This window comes from Halopseudomonas pertucinogena, assembly GCF_014646575.1.
Lineage (GTDB): Bacteria > Pseudomonadota > Gammaproteobacteria > Pseudomonadales > Pseudomonadaceae > Halopseudomonas > Halopseudomonas pertucinogena.
In genome coordinates this window covers 305,454-322,131 of record NZ_BMNN01000003.1, presented here as the reverse complement: position 1 = coordinate 322,131, position 16,678 = coordinate 305,454, and the positions used below count along the sequence as shown (strand labels likewise).

Annotated in this window: 17 protein-coding genes, 1 other RNA gene and 1 pseudogene; 8 read left to right on the top strand and 11 right to left on the bottom strand. The window is 62.6% G+C overall.

The window, feature by feature from the left end; genetic code table 11:
* Positions 1–14: 14 nt before the first annotated feature.
* Positions 15–755 (bottom strand): DUF2059 domain-containing protein, encoded by a 741-nt coding sequence (locus tag IEW63_RS09400; RefSeq protein ID WP_188636348.1) that lies wholly within the window; start codon positions 753–755, stop codon positions 15–17.
* Positions 756–897: 142 nt separating this feature from the next.
* On the opposite strand from IEW63_RS09400, the gene IEW63_RS09395 reads away from it, so the two are divergent.
* Both IEW63_RS09395 and IEW63_RS09390 read left to right on the top strand, forming a co-directional pair.
* Entirely contained in the window at positions 898–1,542 is a 645-nt protein-coding gene (locus IEW63_RS09395) for a 2OG-Fe(II) oxygenase (RefSeq protein WP_229710427.1), read from the top strand.
* Between the two features lie 16 nt (positions 1,543–1,558).
* Positions 1,559–2,050 (top strand): 2-thiouracil desulfurase family protein, encoded by a 492-nt coding sequence (locus IEW63_RS09390; RefSeq protein WP_188636347.1) that lies wholly within the window; start codon positions 1,559–1,561, stop codon positions 2,048–2,050.
* Positions 2,051–2,053: 3 nt separating this feature from the next.
* Here the strand turns inward: IEW63_RS09390 and IEW63_RS09385 are convergent, their stop codons facing one another.
* From IEW63_RS09385 to IEW63_RS09375, 3 genes are all read right to left on the bottom strand, one after another.
* The gene (locus IEW63_RS09385; RefSeq protein WP_188636346.1) at positions 2,054–2,947 is read right to left on the bottom strand and encodes an SdiA-regulated domain-containing protein; all 894 of its coding nucleotides are present in this window, start codon (positions 2,945–2,947) and stop codon (positions 2,054–2,056) included.
* A gap of 95 nt (positions 2,948–3,042) precedes the next feature.
* Positions 3,043–3,714 carry a fumarylacetoacetate hydrolase family protein gene (locus tag IEW63_RS09380; RefSeq protein ID WP_188636345.1) on the bottom strand — a complete coding sequence of 224 codons (672 nt, stop codon included), beginning with the start codon at positions 3,712–3,714 and terminating at the stop codon, positions 3,043–3,045.
* A 19-nt stretch (positions 3,715–3,733) separates the two neighbouring features.
* Entirely contained in the window at positions 3,734–5,128 is a 1,395-nt protein-coding gene (locus IEW63_RS09375) for a D-2-hydroxyglutarate dehydrogenase (protein ID WP_188636344.1), read from the bottom strand.
* A gap of 169 nt (positions 5,129–5,297) precedes the next feature.
* Here IEW63_RS09375 and serA point away from each other — a divergent pair, with 169 nt between their 5' ends.
* Complete coding sequence (gene serA / locus IEW63_RS09370; protein WP_188636343.1) at positions 5,298–6,527, top strand: phosphoglycerate dehydrogenase; 1,230 nt, start codon at positions 5,298–5,300, stop codon at positions 6,525–6,527.
* A gap of 128 nt (positions 6,528–6,655) precedes the next feature.
* On the opposite strand, the gene IEW63_RS09365 is transcribed toward serA, so the two are convergent.
* Positions 6,656–7,564: a universal stress protein gene (locus IEW63_RS09365; RefSeq protein ID WP_188636342.1), complete on the bottom strand. Its 909-nt coding sequence runs from the start codon at positions 7,562–7,564 to the stop codon at positions 6,656–6,658.
* Between the two features lie 55 nt (positions 7,565–7,619).
* Positions 7,620–8,966: a magnesium transporter gene (gene mgtE / locus IEW63_RS09360; RefSeq protein ID WP_188636341.1), complete on the bottom strand. Its 1,347-nt coding sequence runs from the start codon at positions 8,964–8,966 to the stop codon at positions 7,620–7,622.
* Between the two features lie 225 nt (positions 8,967–9,191).
* On the opposite strand from mgtE, the gene IEW63_RS09355 reads away from it, so the two are divergent.
* The 3 genes from IEW63_RS09355 (at position 9,192) to IEW63_RS09345 (ending at position 11,923) form a co-directional block, all read left to right on the top strand.
* A complete protein-coding gene (locus tag IEW63_RS09355; RefSeq protein ID WP_188636340.1) occupies positions 9,192–9,794 on the top strand; it encodes an outer membrane beta-barrel protein in 603 nt (200 codons plus the stop codon).
* A gap of 75 nt (positions 9,795–9,869) precedes the next feature.
* Entirely contained in the window at positions 9,870–10,547 is a 678-nt protein-coding gene (locus IEW63_RS09350; protein WP_188636339.1) for a response regulator, read from the top strand.
* Positions 10,544–11,923, top strand: coding sequence for an ATP-binding protein (locus IEW63_RS09345; RefSeq protein ID WP_195826173.1), 1,380 nt, complete (start codon positions 10,544–10,546; stop codon positions 11,921–11,923). The genes IEW63_RS09350 and IEW63_RS09345 overlap by 4 nt, the downstream gene beginning before the upstream one ends.
* Here the strand turns inward: IEW63_RS09345 and rpiA are convergent, their stop codons facing one another.
* Positions 11,924–12,604: a ribose-5-phosphate isomerase RpiA gene (gene rpiA / locus IEW63_RS09340; protein WP_188636338.1), complete on the bottom strand. Its 681-nt coding sequence runs from the start codon at positions 12,602–12,604 to the stop codon at positions 11,924–11,926.
* A gap of 134 nt (positions 12,605–12,738) precedes the next feature.
* On the opposite strand from rpiA, the gene ilvA reads away from it, so the two are divergent.
* Entirely contained in the window at positions 12,739–14,259 is a 1,521-nt protein-coding gene (gene ilvA, locus IEW63_RS09335; protein WP_188636337.1) for a threonine ammonia-lyase, biosynthetic, read from the top strand.
* Positions 14,260–14,620: 361 nt separating this feature from the next.
* Here the strand turns inward: ilvA and IEW63_RS09330 are convergent.
* From IEW63_RS09330 to IEW63_RS09315, 4 genes and pseudogenes are all read right to left on the bottom strand, one after another.
* A pseudogene (locus tag IEW63_RS09330) lies at positions 14,621–15,190 on the bottom strand (5-formyltetrahydrofolate cyclo-ligase); the annotation flags it as partial.
* 4 nt (positions 15,191–15,194) lie between these two features.
* Positions 15,195–15,373: non-coding RNA, 6S RNA (ssrS, locus tag IEW63_RS09325), on the bottom strand.
* Between the two features lie 50 nt (positions 15,374–15,423).
* A complete protein-coding gene (locus IEW63_RS09320) occupies positions 15,424–15,726 on the bottom strand; it encodes a cell division protein ZapA (RefSeq protein WP_188636335.1) in 303 nt (100 codons plus the stop codon).
* Positions 15,723–15,932, bottom strand: coding sequence for a TIGR02449 family protein (locus IEW63_RS09315; protein ID WP_188636334.1), 210 nt, complete (start codon positions 15,930–15,932; stop codon positions 15,723–15,725). The genes IEW63_RS09320 and IEW63_RS09315 overlap by 4 nt, the downstream gene beginning before the upstream one ends.
* A 170-nt stretch (positions 15,933–16,102) precedes the next feature.
* On the opposite strand from IEW63_RS09315, the gene IEW63_RS09310 reads away from it, so the two are divergent.
* On the top strand, positions 16,103–16,669 hold the full coding sequence (locus IEW63_RS09310; protein WP_229710426.1) for a UPF0149 family protein: 567 nt from the start codon (positions 16,103–16,105) through the stop codon (positions 16,667–16,669).
* Positions 16,670–16,678: the final 9 nt, after the last annotated feature.

The window sequence follows — 16,678 nt, the reverse complement described above, 5'->3', positions numbered from 1 at the left end:
GCCCGGCTGCTGTCTCAGGGGTTCAGCGCATCCTGCACCGCGCGCTCTACGGCGCTGTAGAAGGCCCGCCCCGCGTCCGATTCGGCCCATTCGGCGAAGCGGGTCAGCTCCGCGTCATCCAGGTCGCGGTAGACGTAGGCCAGGGTGTTGGGCAGGTTGGGGCGCATCTGCTGACGCAGCCGTTCGCGGCCGCTGTCACCGGCCGGAGCGGTGCCGAGCAGCCCGCCCAGCAGGTCGTTGGCGCTCTGCGCCGCCAGCCCGGTCAGTGCAGTTGATACTTCCACTCCCATCTCCAGTGCCGGCAATCGCGCGGCCAGCCGCTCGATGAGAGCCCGGCGCTCCGCACTCAGCTCCATGTTCGGCACACCCTGCTGCATGGTGCTCGCGCCCCCGGGCGAGCTGGCGCGGGTTTCGGCCGCAACGATGCGCTGGCCCAGCGGGCTGTTGAAGAACGTCAGTGCCTGCTGCATCTGCTGGTCATCAAGCTCCAGCGCCAGCCGGGTCTGGGCACGGTCATGCATGGCGGCCAGATCGAAGCGCTGGCTGCTGTTGCGCACAAGGGGGTCGCGTACTGCCGCCGGCAGCTGCGAACCGTAGCGCTGCTGCGCCGATGCCAGCGCCGCCTGGAAGTGCTGCTGATGCTGAGCCATGCCGCTGGCCTGGTAGAGCTCCGAGGTGCTGGCCTGAACTGCGCTGCTGAACAGTCCCGTCAGGACCAGCAGGGCGAAAAGAAAACGCAGGGAAATGGAGTGCATGGGACCTCGCAGATGAAAACGCCAATAAATGGTTGAAGAACTATTCCGGCGGGTTTTGTCTATCGTTTACACTGGGCGGCGCCCGTTGTCTCGGGCGTTGTCCGCCTGATCCCAGGCGCCGCTGTTGTTCCCCGATTTGAGTATGAAGACGATGCCCGAGTTCCCTGCCGCCGCGGTAGAGCGTCTGCTGCCCGTTGCCGATCAACTGGCCGAACATGGCTGGGCAGTCACCCAGAGCGGTCTGTCGCCGCAGGTGCTTGCCGAGCTGGAGCACAATTGCCGTTCGCTATGGAACAGCGAGGCGCTGCGCCCGGCCGCGGTAGGCCGCTTCGGTGAGCGGCAGGTGCTGCCGGAAGTGCGTGGCGATCACATACGCTGGCTGGACGATTGTCCTCCCAGCCCGGCGCATTCCGCCTACCTGCAGGCGATGGCCGAGTTGCAGCGCACCCTCAACCGTACGCTGTTGCTGGGGCTGGACAGTTACGAGACCCACTACGCTCTGTATCCTCCCGGTGCCGGGTATCGCCGGCATGTGGATCGCTTCAAGGAAAGCCCGCTGCGGACCGTATCCGTGGTGCTCTACCTGAACAGTCGGTGGCAGCCGGGCGACGGCGGGGAGTTGCGCCTGCACCTGCCGGACGGCCCTCTGGACGTGGAGCCGCGGGCGGGAACCCTGGCGGTGTTCATGAGCGACAGCATCGTGCATGAGGTGCTGCTGGCCCGACGGGATCGCGCCAGTCTGGTAGGCTGGTTCCGGCGGCGCCCGGACAACCCGCTGTTGCGCTGAGCAATTCGGAGAGGAGATGGACAAGATTCTGGTCAGCGCCTGCCTGCTGGGCCAGCCGGTACGGTATGACGGCGGCGCCTATGGTGCACTGCCTTTACTGCGGCAATGGCAGGCCCAGGGGCGGTTGGTGCCGTTGTGCCCGGAGGTCGCCGGTGGCCTGCCAACGCCCAGACAGCCAGCGGAGATCCCCGGAGGGCAGGGGGCTGCGGTGCTGGACGGCAGAGTGCAGGTGCTGGATATCGAGGGCAGGGATGTGTCCCGCGCCTTTATTGCGGGTGCGGAGTTGGCGCTGCAACGGGTCAGGCAGCACGGTATCCGCTACGCGGTGCTCAAGGCGCGCAGCCCTTCCTGCGGTAACAGTGAAACCTACGACGGCGGCTTCACCGGCACCCGGGTCGCCGGCGAGGGCGTCACCGCAGCGGCGCTGCGCCGCCACGGTGTACGGGTGTTCAATGAAACCGAGCTGGATCAGCTGGCCCGGCTGCTGACCGAGACCCCGGAAGCCTGAGCTTCAGGGCTCGACGGGGGAGAAACGATAGAACAGGTTGGGCTCACTGACGATATACAGCCGCCGCTCGTTGTCCAGCGCCATGCCCTCGGCCTGCGGCACGCTGCGCTGGAGCCCATGGAAACCGCGCCGTAGTCCCAGCAGGCTGATGGCCTTGCCCCCGGGGGCATATTCCACCACCATCTGCGACTCGTCGCTGAGCAGCAGCAGGTTGCCACTCAGGTTGTCGACTTCCACGGCCGAAAGGTCGGAAACGAACAGGTCCTCTTCCTGGAGTCTGGCCTTCTCGGTGATGTCCACCTGCAGCAGGTCGCCGTCGCCATTGACGAACCCTTCCACCACCAGCACCCGCAACGGATCGCGCTCGCGCACCAGCAACAGCTTCTGCTCGCTGGCATTCCAGCTCAGCCCTTCGAAGGACAGGTTGTCGCTGTCATCGATGGCGATGGTCAGACGCGGGCTGTTACTCACATCCAGCGTCTGGACCCCGTCGGGCAGCTCGATGATGCGCAGCCGCTGATGGCGCTCCTCGGCGATCACGTAGCGGTCGCCGCCGATGTGAGCCATACCCTCCATGTCGCGCACGCCTTCGATCCGGACCCGGCGCAGCAGTTTGCCGTCGAGGCTGATCTCGAGCAGATCCGGCTGTCCGTTGACCAGGCCGAACAGGGTGTTGCGTTCGTCATTGAAGGCCAGCGCCGAGAGGTCATCGTCCACGCCCTCCAGCGCCACGGCCTCGATATCAACCCGATAGCGGCTCAGGTCCAGGGCGTCGGCGGGGGTAACCTGACGGTTGATGTTCCAGTGATGCCAGAGGTAGGTATCCCATTGGGTATAGCGAAGGGTGGCGCCGCCCAGCGCGATCAGGGCGGCGCACAACAGCAAAAAAACTTTCAAGCGAGACTCCTTGGTGCGTACTGCGCCTGATTTGGAGCGCCGGCAGGCGGGAAGGTTCTGCAGGGAAGAACTGTCGCCTGTGGTCCGGACCGTACTCAGTGGTCGGCGACCCTGGTGTCTGCCTGCAACAGCCCCGGGATGCTCAGCTTCAGATGGTCGCCTGGCTGCAGGACGCCGACGCCGGCAGGGGTGCCGGTCAGCACCACATCACCCGGCTGCAGGGTGAACACCCCGGCGATGTGCTGGAGCAGGGCAATGATCGGTGTGATCATCTCGCTGCTGTTGCCATCCTGACGCAGCTCGCCGTTGACATGCAGCTGCAGCGGCAGGTCATTCAGCGCCGGTGCGCTGGCAGTGGGCACGAAGGCCGACAGTGGGCAGGCACCATCGAACGCCTTGGCCCGCTCCCAGGGGTGGCCCTTGCTCTTGAGCTGGTCCTGCAGTTCGCGCAGGGTCAGGTCCAGCGCCAGGCCAATACCGGCAATGGCATCGCTGGCCTGCTCGGCGCTGACCAGGCCGGACAGGGGGGCTCCGATCAGCAGGGCGATCTCGGTTTCATAATGCACCGCTCCCCGGCCCTTCGGCAGTGCGATGGGCTCGGCCAGCGGCACCACGGAAGTGGCCGGCTTGATGAACAGCAGCGGTTCGCTGGGCACCGGGTTGTTCAGCTCCCGGGCGTGCTCGGCATAGTTGCGGCCGACGCAGACCACCTTGCCCAGCAGCAGGTTGATGGGCGAGCCGTCGACGTACTTGTGCTGGTAGACCATTGATTGCTCCGTGGGCCGTTCAGACCGGAAAGATCTTGCCCGGGTTCATGATGCCGTTGGGGTCGAATACCGCCTTGACCGATTTCATGATGGCGATCTCCTCGGGGCTGCGGCTGTAACCGAGGTAGTCGCGCTTGGTCATGCCCATGCCGTGCTCGGCGGAAATCGAACCGTTGTATTTCCTGACGATATCGAACACCCACTGGTTGACGCTGGCGCACTTGGCGAAGAACTCCTCCTTGGGCATGGCGTCGGGCTTGAGGATGTTCAGGTGCAGGTTGCCGTCACCGATATGACCGAACCAGACGATCTCGAAGTCGGGGTAGTGCTCGCCGACGATCGCATCGATGTCGCGCAGGAAGGCCGGCACCTGGCTGACGGTCACCGAGATATCGTTCTTGTAGGGCGTCCAGTGGGAGATGGTTTCGGAAATGAACTCACGCAGCTTCCACAGGTTCTGCAGCTGCTGTTCGCTCTGGCTCATGACGCCGTCCAGCACCCAGCCCTGCTCGACGCAATGTTCGAAGGTCGCCAGTGCCTCGTTGGCCACCTCCTCGCTGACCGCCTCGAACTCCAGCAGCGCATAGAACGGGCAGTCGGTCTCGAAGGGGGCGGGCACATCGCCCCGGGCCAGCACCTTGGCCATCGCCCTGTCGGAGAAGAACTCGAAGGCGGTCAGGTCCAGCTTGCCCTGGAAGGCGTGCAGCACCGGCATGATGGAGTCGAAGTCCGGTGTGCCCAGCACCATCGCGGTGAGGTTCTTCGGCGCCCGTTCCAGGCGCATGGTGGCCTCGACCACAAAGCCCAGGGTGCCTTCGGCGCCGATGAACAGCTGGCGCAGATCGTAACCGGTGGCGTTCTTCATCAGACCCTTGTTCAGCTCCAGCAGCTCGCCGGTGCCGGTGACCACCTTGAGCCCGGCCACCCAGTTGCGGGTCATGCCGTAGCGGATCACCTTGATGCCGCCGGCGTTGGTGCCGATGTTGCCACCGATCTGGCTGGAGCCGGCGGAGGCGAAGTCCACCGGGTAGTACAGGCCCTGATCCTCGGCATATTGCTGCAGCTGGGCAGTCACCACACCGGGCTCGCAGGTGACGGTGCGGTCGAAGGCGTTGAAGTCGAGGATGCGATTCATGTAGTCGAAGGACACGACGATCTCGCCATTGGCCGCGACAGCCGCAGCGGAAAGGCCGGTGCGGCCCCCAGAGGGGGTCAGGGCCAGTCTGTGTTCATTGGCGAAGCGCACCACCGCCTGGACCTGTTCGATGCTCTTGGGGAACACGATCGCCAGCGGCGCCGGCTCGAACTGCTTGGTCCAGTCGCGGCCCCAGGTGTCCAGAGATTCGCGATCGGTACGTACCTTGTCAGCGTCGACCAGCGTTTTCAGGGTTTCGATGATGGCTTCGGGGGTCATGTCGGCTCTCAAACGGGATTCAAGCATCGCCTGAACAGAATTCATGCTGCCCGGGCATTGGGAAAAGGGAGATTATGCTAGCATATGCGGCTTCCGAAACAGGTGTCCGACCGAGCAAGCGCCGAAACCTGACGGACCATCATACATCAGCATTACGGGTAACTCACTCATGGCAAAAACCTCGCTGGACAAGAGCAAGATCAAATTCCTGCTCCTCGAGGGTGTGCATCAGACTGCCGTCGACACGCTGAAGGCAGCCGGCTACACCAATATCGACTACCACAAGGGTGCTCTTCCGGAGGCGGAGCTCAAGGCTGCCATTGCCGACGCGCACTTCATTGGTATTCGCTCACGCACCCAGCTCACCGCTGACGTGCTGCAGCATGCCAACAAGCTGGTCGCTATTGGTTGTTTCTGCATCGGCACCAACCAGGTCGATCTGGAAGCGGCACGTGAGATGGGTGTGGCGGTGTTCAACGCGCCGTACTCCAATACCCGTTCGGTGGCCGAGCTGGTGCTGGCCGAGGCCATCCTGCTGCTGCGCGGTATCCCGGAGAAGAACGCGGTTGCCCACCGCGGTGGCTGGCTCAAGAGCGCTGCCGACTCCTACGAGATCCGTGGCAAGACCCTGGGCATCGTCGGCTATGGCTCCATCGGCACCCAGCTGTCGGTACTGGCCGAAGGTCTGGGCATGCATGTGATCTTCCATGACGTGGTGACCAAGCTGCCGCTGGGTAATGCCCGTCAGGTGGGCAGCCTCGACGAACTGCTGCGCAGCGCTGACATAGTGACCCTGCACGTGCCGGAAACCCCCTCCACCAAATGGATGATCGGTGAACAGCAGATCCGCGCCATGAAGAAGGGCGGCATCCTGATCAACGCCGCACGCGGCACCGTGGTGGATATCGACGCACTGGCCGCGGCGCTCAAGGACAAGCATCTGAACGGCGCCGCCATCGACGTGTTCCCGGTCGAGCCGCGTTCCAACGATGACGAGTTCGTCTCTCCGCTGCGCGGCATCGACAATTGCCTGCTGACCCCGCATATCGGCGGTTCGACCATGGAAGCCCAGGCCAACATCGGCCTGGAAGTGGCCGAGAAGCTGGTGCGCTACAGCGATAACGGCACCTCGATCACCTCGGTCAACTTCCCGGAAGTGGCGCTGCCGTCGCACCCCGGCAAGCATCGTCTGCTGCACATTCACCAGAATATCCCTGGTGTGATGAGCGAGATCAACCAGGTGTTCGCCACCAACGGCATCAACATCTCCGGCCAGTATCTGCAGACCAACGAGAAGGTCGGCTATGTGGTGATCGACGTGGACGCCGCCTACTCCGATCTGGCGCTGAAGAAACTGCACGAGATCAACGGCACCATCCGCTGCCGCGTGCTGTTCTGATGTGAATTATGTGGCGGGGCAATCCCGCCACAACTTAGCCAAGTGTGCACTGGTCTCCAATGTGCCAGGAAGCGCTCTGGCAGGGCTTGGGTATTTGCGCTGGCCTCTGCCGCTGACCATCGGTGAACTCAAAAACAACTGCGTCTTAATTCGACAGCCGCAGCTGACACCGTCAGCACATCGCTCCCGGCTGCGCTGAGTACCTTTCTGGCTACGCTGCCCAATACCAGTTGTGAAACCGCCCCGGCGCCCTGGGTGCCGATGGCGACGAGGTCGATGCTTTTCATCCGTGAAATCCTGAGCAGGCTGAGCCCTGGGTCGCCATGGATGATCTTCAGGCGGGAATTGTCCGGTAATGGTCCCCGCTCGTTGAAGATTTCCATGATCTGCTGCCGGGCCATGCGTGCCCGCGCGCGGCGGTAGCGTTCAATTTCGGCCTTGGGTGTGCCGGCTCTGAGCATTGCCTGGATGAAGGGCTGGGGTATCTGCACCGCGTGAATCAGCTCCAGTGCGGCGCCGGGCGATAGCTGCGCGGCGTGGTGCAATGCCTGCTGTGCATGGCGGGACGGGTCCAGCCCCACCGCAACTCGGGCATAGGGACCGGCGACTTCGCGGCGCACCACCAGGACCGGACAGGGCGCCTGCCGTACCAAACGGTCAGCAGTAGAGCCGAACACGTTCTCGCGCAGGTTGCGCGCCACACCCGGACCGATGATCAGCAGGTCGGCGTGGCAGCGGGCGGCTATCTGCTCGATAGCCTCATGGGGTTTGCCGGTTTCCAGCTGGATACTCGCTGGCCGGTGTGCATGCACCAGCAGTTGTCTGAGCTGCACTTCACTCTGTTCGCGCATGGCATTGGCCAATGCCGCAGTATCGATGGCAGAGGGCAAACCGTCATCCTGCGGCGGCAGGCTGTCCAGAACATGAACGCCGATCAGTTGTGCCTGATGCTGGTTGGCCAGTTGCACCGCCCGCTCGGCTATCCGCTGATCGTCGTCTGTGGCAGCCAGGGCAACTACGATGGTCTTGATAGGCATCTTGTCTCAATCCTTCGTTGGAGGCGCCAGGCGCGGCGCGCTGTCCTGTGGTTGGCTATCCATGGGGTATGGATAGTATGACATTGGCAATACTGAAGTAGATCAGCACCCCGGTGGCGTCGGCAATGGAGGTGACCAGGGGTGTACTGGCTGTGGCCGGATCCAGTCTGAAGCGGCTGAGCAGGAACGGCAACAGCATGCCGATCAGGCTGCCCACCATCACGATAAGGATCATTGACAGGCTGATCACCAGCGCAATCTGTGGACCGCCGCGCATTACCCCTATCAGTGCGATGGCGCAAGCCATGCTGGTGCCCAGCAGGATCGCCAGCACCAGCTCGCGCCCAAGTACCCGGGTCCAGTCGGACAGGCCAATCTCGCCGGTGGCCAATGCGCGGATCATCAGGGTGGCCGATTGCGAACCTGCGTTGCCTCCGGATGAAATCAAGATCGGCAGGAAGAACATCAGTGCGAGGTTGGCGGCAATGGTGTCCTCGAAGTGTGCTATGCCGGCCCCAGAGAAGATGCTGCCGAACACCAGCAGCATCAGCCAGACGATCCTGGCCCGGTAAAGCATGAATATGGACGCGGAGCTGACACCGGACTCCAGGTGGGTGATTGTCCCTACCCGGTGGAAATCTTCGGTGGCGCCGGCTTCCATCACATCGAGGGCATCGTCATGGGTAATGATGCCCACCAGGCGATTGTCGGCATCGACCACCGGCAGCGCGATCATGTCATAGTGCGCAATCCGGCGCGCCGCCTCTTCCGCCTCGGCATTGACGTCTATCTGATAGGAGCAGCTTTTCATCAACTCGCTGACGCGGGCACGGGGCGATGCCGTGATCAGGTCCTGCAGGCGGACGGAGCCGAGCAGCTCCCGGCTGTTGTCGACCACATAGGCTCGGTAGATGGTTTCCTTGTCCGGTGCCTCACAGCGCAGCACGGCCAGGGCCTCGGCGGCGCTGATATCCAGTGGTAACGCGGCGTAGCCGGAGGTCATGATAGCTCCCGCCGTTCCTTCCTGATAGGACGCCAGCCGGCGGATATCCTCCCGCTCGGCCCGGGCCAGGGTCGGCATCAATGCGTCTCGCTGTTCTTCTGTGAGTTGGCGGTACAGGTCGGCACGCTCGTCGGCTCTCATGTGCATGACAAGCGTCGTCAGTGCCTGCCGGGGGATGACGCTTACCAGCAGAGCTTGGAACTCGGGAGCCAGATAGCCGAACACCGCCGCCTGCCTGGCAGGACTAGCCTGATGCAGAATGTTCCAGACGACAGCCGGCTCGAATGGCTGAAGGGCGACGGCAAGGTCGGCTGGGTGATATGCACTCAACGCGGTAACTCTGTCACCATTGCTGCCATTGAGGAGGGTATCCCGGAGAGTGATGATGTCGAGTTCCATATGCGCTTCTTCGCTACTGAGGGAGGGGCAGGCAGTTCATGATCGGGGAGGGGCGAGCCGGTCCACCGGCAGCGGTAGGCTGCTGATTGGCAGAGGAATATAACAAAGGGATTCCTGTCAGTAGGGGCTATTTCGGCCATGTTCAGCCCAGGTTCAGCAGGGGTTCAGCGGAGGTTCAGGAGGGGGCTGGCATGCTGTGTCTCACGCTTACAGAGGAGACACACTATGAAAACATCCCTGAAATTTCTTGCTCTTGGTACCGCCATGGCCCTTGCCAGTGCACCGGTTCTGGCTCAGGACAGCTTCGTCGGCCTGACCTGGGGCGAAACCAGCAGCAATATGGATCGCTCCAGCAGCCTGAAAAACAACCCGCAGGCCCGTACGCTGGACAGCGCCATCAATAACTCCGGCACCTGGGGTGTGCGGGGCGGCGTGCAGGATGATACCGGCCGCATGTACCTGACCTATGAGTACATTTCGGACTCGGCCAAGGGCTATAAGCTGCGTCAGCAGAACCTGCTGGGCAGCTATGACCTGTTCCTGCCGGTCGCTGACAATACTCGCCTGTTCGGTGGCGTGACCGCCGGTCTGGTCAAGCTGGAGCAGGACTCTGCAGGCTTCCATCGGGACAGCGATCTGGGGCTTGCCGGTGGCCTGCAGGCCGGCGTACTGCATCAGTTCGATGCACCGGTATCGCTGGAAGCCGGTTATCGCTACCTGCGCACCACCGCTGACGCCAGCCTGAATGCACGGGATGGCAGTGTGGGCGGCAGCTTCGACCTCAAAAGCACCGAGCAGCTGTATCTCGGGGTAAACTATCACTTCTGATCCGGCGCGTTCACGACCCGCCCGGCATGAGCCGGGCGGTTTTCCATGCGCTGGATCTGGCGTATTGGAGGTGCTATGAAGGTGTTGCTGGTCGAAGATGAGGCGCTGCTGCGTCATCATCTTGCTACGCGCTTTGGTGAGGTGGGGCACATCGTCGATGCTGTCGAAAGCGCCGAGGACGGGTTGTACAAGGCGCAGCAATTCAATCATGACATTGCCATCATTGATCTGGGCCTGCCCGGCATGGACGGGCTGGACCTGATCCGGGAATTACGCAGCATGGGGCGAACCTTTCCCATTCTGATTCTGACGGCCCGGGGCAACTGGCAGGACAAGGTCGAAGGCCTGACCTCCGGGGCCGATGATTATGTGGTCAAGCCGTTCCAGTTCGAGGAGCTGGAGGCACGGCTGAACGCACTGGTGCGGCGGTCTTCCGGTTTTGTACAGGCGCAGATCCGTGCTGGTTCGTTACTGCTTGATCTCAACCGCAAGCAGGCCCTGGTCGATGACCGGGTATTGCCGCTGACCGCGTTCGAGTACCGCATTCTCGAATACCTGATGCGGCACCACCAACAGGTAGTGACCAAGGACCGGCTGATCGAGCAGCTCTACCCGGATGACGAGGAGCGGGATGCCAACGTTATCGAGGTGCTGGTTGGCCGGTTGCGCCGCAAGCTCGAGGCGGCCGGCGATCTCAAACTGATCGATACCGTACGCGGACAGGGCTATCTGTTCACCGAGCAATGCCAGTGATGCGTTCGCTGCGGTCACGTCTGGTATTCAGCGCCGCGGGTTTCGCGGCGCTGTTCGTACTGGCGCTGCTGCCGGCGCTGCAGAGTGTTTTTGACCGTACGCTGGAGCAGGTTATTCAGCAGCGGCTGGCGGCGGATGCGTCGACGCTGATCAGTGCTGCCAGCGTGGTTGACGGGCGGCTGGTCATGCCCGAGCGGATGCCGGATGAGGAGTTCAACCTGCCGGAAGCCAAGCTGCTGGGCTATGTGCATGATGCGGCCGGCCAGGTGCTGTGGCATTCCCGTTCGACGAGGGACGAAAAGCTTAGCTATGCCCCGCACTTCAGCGGTAATCGTATCGATTTTGTGCGCATTCGCGACCTGAACAGCAACGAATATTATGTGTATGACGTGGAAGTCAGTCTGGTGGGCGATCATGAGTTGCCCCTGAGTTTCGTGACCATGCTGCCCAGCAGCGAGTTTGACTCCCTGCAGCGGGACTTCAGCAAACGTCTGCGGTTATGGCTCGGCGGGGGGCTGTTGCTGTTGCTACTGCTGCTGTGGCTGGCACTGACCTGGAGTTTACGGTCGTTGAAAGGGGTGCGCCGGGAGCTGAGTGAAATAGAAAATGGCCTGCGCGATAACCTCAGTGATAAGCATCCCAGTGAGCTGGCACGACTGACCCGCTCGCTGAACCGCCTGCTGGACAGCGAGCGCCTGCAGCGAGCGCGCTATCGTGATTCGCTCGGTGATCTGGCGCATAGCCTGAAGACGCCCCTGGCGGTGTTGCAGACGGTAGCGGAGAACATCCGTACCGAGAAGGGTCAGCAGGAACATTCGCGCATTCTGCAGGACCAGATCGAGCGCATGAGTCAGCAGATCGATTACCAGCTGCAGCGGGCCAGTCTGCGTCGAAGTGGATTGGTGCAGTACCAGGCCGACCTGGCGCCGGTGGTCGGCAAGCTGAGCGAGGCGCTGGGCAAGGTGCACCGGGATAAGCCGGTACACCTGCAGATGCAGATCGGCCCGGAACTCAAGGTGCCGATGGAAGAGGGCGCGTTACTGGAGCTGCTGGGTAACCTGCTGGAGAATGCCTACCGGCTTTGCCGCTCGCGCATACGCGTCGGGGCGACCCGTGATGACGAGGTGTGCGAGCTCTGGGTGGAAGATGACGGACCGGGCGTCCCGCCCGATCAGCGCGAACGCATCATCGGTCGGGGAGAGCGACTGGATACCTCGCACCCGGGGCAGGGTATCGGTTTGTCGGTGGTCAAGGATATCGTGGCCAGCTATGGCGGCGAGCTGACGCTCGGTGACTCAGTCATGGGTGGCGCCGCCTTCCGCGTGCGCCTGCCCACTGTAGAGAAGGCGCCGCCGGCCCGCCGTCGCAAGACCTGATCAGTGTGCGGTGCGCTCCATGCGCTGGACGCCTTCGGCGGTACCCAGCAGCAGGATATCTGCCGGCCGTGCGGCAAACAGGCCATTGCAGACGACGCCGACAATGGCATTGAGCTGCTCTTCCAGCCCGCGCGGATCGTGGATCTGCATGTTATGTACGTCGAGGATCACGTTGCCGTTGTCAGTCACCACGCCCTGGCGGTATACGGGATCGCCGCCGAGCTTGACGATCTCCCGGGCCACATGACTGCGGGCCATGGGTATGACCTCCACCGGCAGCGGAAACTCTCCCAGGGTAGTCACCAGCTTGCTCTCGTCGGCAATACAGATGAAGGTGCGCGCTACCGCGGCAACGATCTTTTCCCGGGTCAGGGCAGCGCCCCCGCCCTTGATCAGTTCCAGATGGCGGTTGGCCTCGTCGGCACCGTCAACGTAGAAGTCCAGACCCGCGACGCTGTTGAGGTCATACACCGGAATGCCGTGCTGCTTCAGGCGCTGTGCAGTGGCTTCGGAGCTGGCCACGGCGCCTTCGAAATTGCCCTTGTGTCTTGCCAGCGCGTCGATGAAGAAATTGGCGGTGGAGCCGGTACCGACACCGATGACGCTCTTGTCTTCCAGTTGTGGCAGCAGGATATCCACCGCTGCCTGGCCGACTGCCTGCTTGAGTTCGTCCTGGGTCATGCCGGTTACCTCTGTGGTGAGTGCTTGATGAATAAAGCGGCGATTATACGGCCCGGTGGGGTGGGCGTGTAGTCGAAGCAGGCCCGATTCGTTTAGACTGGCGGTTTTATTTCACCTCACCAAGCTGAAACCTGATGCCGACCCTTGAAAGTTACGTAAAGAAGATCCTCTGCTCCCCGGTATACGATGTGGCGGTGGAAACACCCATCCATCGTGCCAACTTCCTCTCCGAGCGTCTCGGCAATACCGTGCTGCTCAAGCGTGAGGATCTGCAGCCGGTATTCTCCTTCAAGATCCGTGGCGCCTATAACAAGCTGGTACAGCTGACCGAGGCCCAGCGCGCCAGCGGCGTGATCGCCGCATCGGCGGGCAACCACGCCCAGGGGCTGGCCTTTGCTGCCCGGCACATGGGGGTGAAGGCGACCATCGTGATGCCCAGGACCACGCCGGAGATCAAGGTCAAGGCGGTGCGGGCGCGGGGTGGCAAGGTGGTGCTGCATGGGGATGCCTTCGACGAGGCGCTGGCCTATGCGCAGAAGCAGGTGAAGGAAAAGGGCCTGGTGTTCATCCATCCGTATGACGATCCGGATACCATCGCCGGTCAGGGTACGGTGGCGATGGAGATCCTGCGTCAGCATCAGGGGCAGCTGGACGCCATCTTCGTGCCGGTGGGCGGCGGTGGCCTGATCGCCGGTATCGCCGCCTATGTGAAGTACCTGCGGCCGGGCATCAAGGTGATCGGCGTCGAGCCGCGGGATTCCAGCTGCCTGCACACGGCGCTGGAGAAGGGCAGGCGGGTGACCCTCAGTCAGGTCGGCCAGTTTGCCGACGGCGTGGCGGTGGCGCAGATCGGCAAGTACACCTTCGATATCTGCCGGAAGTACGTGGACGAGGTAATCACCGTCAGCTCCGATGAGATGTGCGCCGCCATCAAGGACATCTATGACGATACCCGCTCCATCTGCGAGCCGGCGGGTTGCCTGGGTGTGGCTGGCATCAAGAAGTATGTCGAGCGCGAGGGCTGTACCGGCCAGGTGCTGGTCGCCATCGACTCCGGCGCCAACATCAACTTCGACCGCCTGCGCCATGTCGCTGAGCGGGCCGAGATCGGCGAGCAGCGCGAAGCGCTGCTGGCGGTGACCATTCCGGAGCGGCCGGGCAGCTTCAAGGCGTTCTGCCAGGCCATCGGCAAGCGGGCCATCACCGAGTTCAATTACCGCTACCACGACAGCAGCGAAGCCCACATCTTCGTCGGCGTACAGACCCACCCGGAGTCGGACCCCCGGGAGGCCCTGGTAGAAGGTCTGATCGAGAAGAACTTCCCGGTACTGGATCTCACCGACAACGAGCTCGCCAAGCTGCATATCCGGCACATGGTCGGTGGGCATTCGGTGCAGGTCGAGGACGAGGTGGTCTATCGCTTCGAGTTTCCCGAGCGCCCCGGTGCCCTGTTCAATTTCCTCAATCGGCTCGGCGGTCGCTGGAATATTTCGATGCTCCATTACCGCAACCATGGCGCCGATTATGGGCGCGTGGTGGTGGGGCTGCAGGTCCCGGAGGACGAGCGTAGTCGGGTGCCCGCGGCGCTGGATGAGATCGGCTACCCCTACTGGAACGAGACGGACAACCCCGCCTATCAGCTCTATCTCGGCTGAAACGGCCGGCAGTTGATATGGTTGGCGCCGTGATCCCGGCGCCAGAATTGTGACTCGCCCGTGTTATCGATAAAATACTGGCCTTGATTGCTGCGTAGATATGTTGTATAGCATCACTGTGAAGCGCTGGAAGTGTTTCAATAATGATAATAATATCGCTCCCCGTCTCGCGGATGCTTTCGCAAGCAGTTCAGCAGTCGGCCAGAATGGAGTCAGGAGATGCGCCGCAAACCGGATTTGATTTGGATCCTCGTGCTGGTTTTCACCCTTGGCGTGGTGACTACCGGATACACCCAGAGCTATTTCGAGCGCCCCGCCGAGTCGGCTGGCGCCGTGCCCCACGCAGCAGGAATAATTGTTGATCGCTGACGATGCCATTCAGGGGAATGTCCCATGAGGCGGCAGGCAGCTGCTCGACTTTCTGGCAGGCATGGGCCAGGCCAAGCAGTTGTGGTCCGGTCCAGTGCCGCCTGCGCCTGAGGTAGGCGAAGGTGCGATCGTAGAACCCTCCGCCCATGCCCAGGCGGTTTCCCTGCTCGTCGAAGCCGACCAGCGGCAGGAGTACCAGGTCCAATCGCCAGGGTCGGGCCTGCAGGCTGCGGTTGGGTTGCGGTTCGCGGATGCCGAAACGGTTGCGTGTCCAGCGCTGGCCACTGACCAGCCGCTGGAAACTCATGCGATTGGCCGGCCATTCGCTGAGTACCGGCAGGTAGCAGTGCTTGCCCATCCTGCGGGCCTGTTCCATCAGTGCGGCGGGGTCTATCTCGCCATCATTGGCTAGATAGAAGGCGATGTGCCGGCTGCGGCGGAACAAGGGGTGCTGAGCAAGCTGTTGTAACAGCTTCTGACTGGCCTTGCGCTGCTGCTGGGGGGTGAGGTTGCGTCGGGCCCGGCGCAGCTGGCGGCGCAGCTGACTGCGCTCGTTGCTCATGAGTGGGGTCCCCGGAACGCCGCTGTCGGGTTAGCCCTTGAACCCGAAAGTTCAAGGTGGTGGACACGGCAGCGTCTCAGGCTTTCCGTCTTGCGGACATGCACACTGACGCTAGCGCGCGGCCTCCTTCTACAGGAGTATCGGCTCAGGGACGTCTCCGACTGGCTAACGTCCCAGGGATATGACCGAGTATACAGAATAATCACCAGGTTGCCACCGACCGGGGGGAGCCCTCAGTCCTGATGGCGGGCGAGCGCCTGATCCAGACGGGTGGCAAGGTCGGCAATCTGCTGTTGCTGCTCACTGAGCAGCTGGTTCTGTGAGCGGCTGCCGGTGAGCATTTCATGACTTATGTTGAGTGCAGCCATCACCGCGATCCGCTCCAGCCCGATCACCTTGCCGCGATTGCGGATGTCGCGCATGGTGGCGTCCAGATGGCGGGCGGCCTCTTCCAGGTTGTAGCGCTGGTCCGGTGGACAGGCGACCTGATATTCCTTGTCGAGGATGTGCAGCGTGACGGTGAGGGGTTGGCTCATGAATCGTGCTCCAGGGATTTCAAACGCAATATCATGGCTTCGACCTTCTGGCGGGCCAGATCGTTCTTTTCGATCAGTTGCAGTCGCTCTTCCCGCCAGTTGCGTTCCTGCGCCTGGAGTTGCCGGTTCTGCAGTTGCAGCCGATCGCATATCTCGATCAGCCGGTCTACTTTTTCAATCAGGGTAGCGATTTCGGGGTGTTCCATGGGTGCCGTTCTGTCATCCCGCTGTGGGGCCAACTATAGAGCCGCCCGGCAGGGCGGTCAAACACGGCGATGCTGTCACCGGTTGTTGTTCCGGGTGTCCCATCGGTAGGATATCCGCAGCGTCTGGAATACACTGCTCGCGTTCACCCCCGCCAGAGAGATTGCCAACCATGCTTCGGATGTCCGCCGCCTTTGATTACGACCGCTTCGACCAGATGTTCCGCCAGCTCGGCGCGGCCGGCTTTCCGGCCGAGCTGCACGGCCATCTGGCAGGCCGGCTGAGTGCCGGCGCCCGGCTCGAGCACGCGGGCTGGCTGGACGTCGCTCGGGAACTGATCGACGGGCGCAGCGCGCCCGGTGAGGCCGACCGGGTGCTGCTGATCCAGCTGCACGATGCCACCCTGGCCCAGTTGAGCGACAGCGGTTTCGCCCTGACCCTGCTGCTGCCCAGCGATGAGGCACCCATCGAACAACGCGCGCAGGCCCTGGGCCAGTGGTGCGAGGCCTTTCTCGGCGGCTTCGGTCTGGTCTCGAGGGAGCAGGCACTGAGCGAGGAGGCCGAGGGTGTACTGGCAGACTTTGCCGCCATTGCCCAGGTGCAGACCGATCTGGATGAGTCCGAGGCCAACGAAGTCGATTTCATGGAAGTCATGGAATATGTGCGCATGGCCGTGCTGCTGCTGTTCAGTGAGTGCCAGCCCGCTGGCCGGGATCAGCCGCCTGCATCACTGCATTGAGGAGAACCC

What these genes read in the sequence shown, in the direction of transcription:
- IEW63_RS09380 (WP_188636345.1), bottom strand. Translation starts at nt 3,714, where the DNA reads ATGGTCTACCAGCACAAGTACGTCGACGGCTCGCCCATCAACCTGCTG.
- IEW63_RS09350 (WP_188636339.1), top strand. Translation starts at nt 9,870, where the DNA reads ATGAAGGTGTTGCTGGTCGAAGATGAGGCGCTGCTGCGTCATCATCTT.
- IEW63_RS09310 (WP_229710426.1), top strand. Translation starts at nt 16,103, where the DNA reads ATGCTTCGGATGTCCGCCGCCTTTGATTACGACCGCTTCGACCAGATG.
- mgtE (WP_188636341.1), bottom strand. Translation starts at nt 8,966, where the DNA reads ATGGAACTCGACATCATCACTCTCCGGGATACCCTCCTCAATGGCAGC.
- IEW63_RS09365 (WP_188636342.1), bottom strand. Translation starts at nt 7,564, where the DNA reads ATGCCTATCAAGACCATCGTAGTTGCCCTGGCTGCCACAGACGACGAT.
- IEW63_RS09315 (WP_188636334.1), bottom strand. Translation starts at nt 15,932, where the DNA reads ATGGAACACCCCGAAATCGCTACCCTGATTGAAAAAGTAGACCGGCTG.
- IEW63_RS09375 (WP_188636344.1), bottom strand. Translation starts at nt 5,128, where the DNA reads ATGACCCCCGAAGCCATCATCGAAACCCTGAAAACGCTGGTCGACGCT.
- rpiA (WP_188636338.1), bottom strand. Translation starts at nt 12,604, where the DNA reads ATGACCCAGGACGAACTCAAGCAGGCAGTCGGCCAGGCAGCGGTGGAT.
- IEW63_RS09395 (WP_229710427.1), top strand. Translation starts at nt 898, where the DNA reads ATGAAGACGATGCCCGAGTTCCCTGCCGCCGCGGTAGAGCGTCTGCTG.
- IEW63_RS09400 (WP_188636348.1), bottom strand. Translation starts at nt 755, where the DNA reads ATGCACTCCATTTCCCTGCGTTTTCTTTTCGCCCTGCTGGTCCTGACG.
- IEW63_RS09355 (WP_188636340.1), top strand. Translation starts at nt 9,192, where the DNA reads ATGAAAACATCCCTGAAATTTCTTGCTCTTGGTACCGCCATGGCCCTT.
- serA (WP_188636343.1), top strand. Translation starts at nt 5,298, where the DNA reads ATGGCAAAAACCTCGCTGGACAAGAGCAAGATCAAATTCCTGCTCCTC.
- IEW63_RS09390 (WP_188636347.1), top strand. Translation starts at nt 1,559, where the DNA reads ATGGACAAGATTCTGGTCAGCGCCTGCCTGCTGGGCCAGCCGGTACGG.
- ilvA (WP_188636337.1), top strand. Translation starts at nt 12,739, where the DNA reads ATGCCGACCCTTGAAAGTTACGTAAAGAAGATCCTCTGCTCCCCGGTA.
- IEW63_RS09320 (WP_188636335.1), bottom strand. Translation starts at nt 15,726, where the DNA reads ATGAGCCAACCCCTCACCGTCACGCTGCACATCCTCGACAAGGAATAT.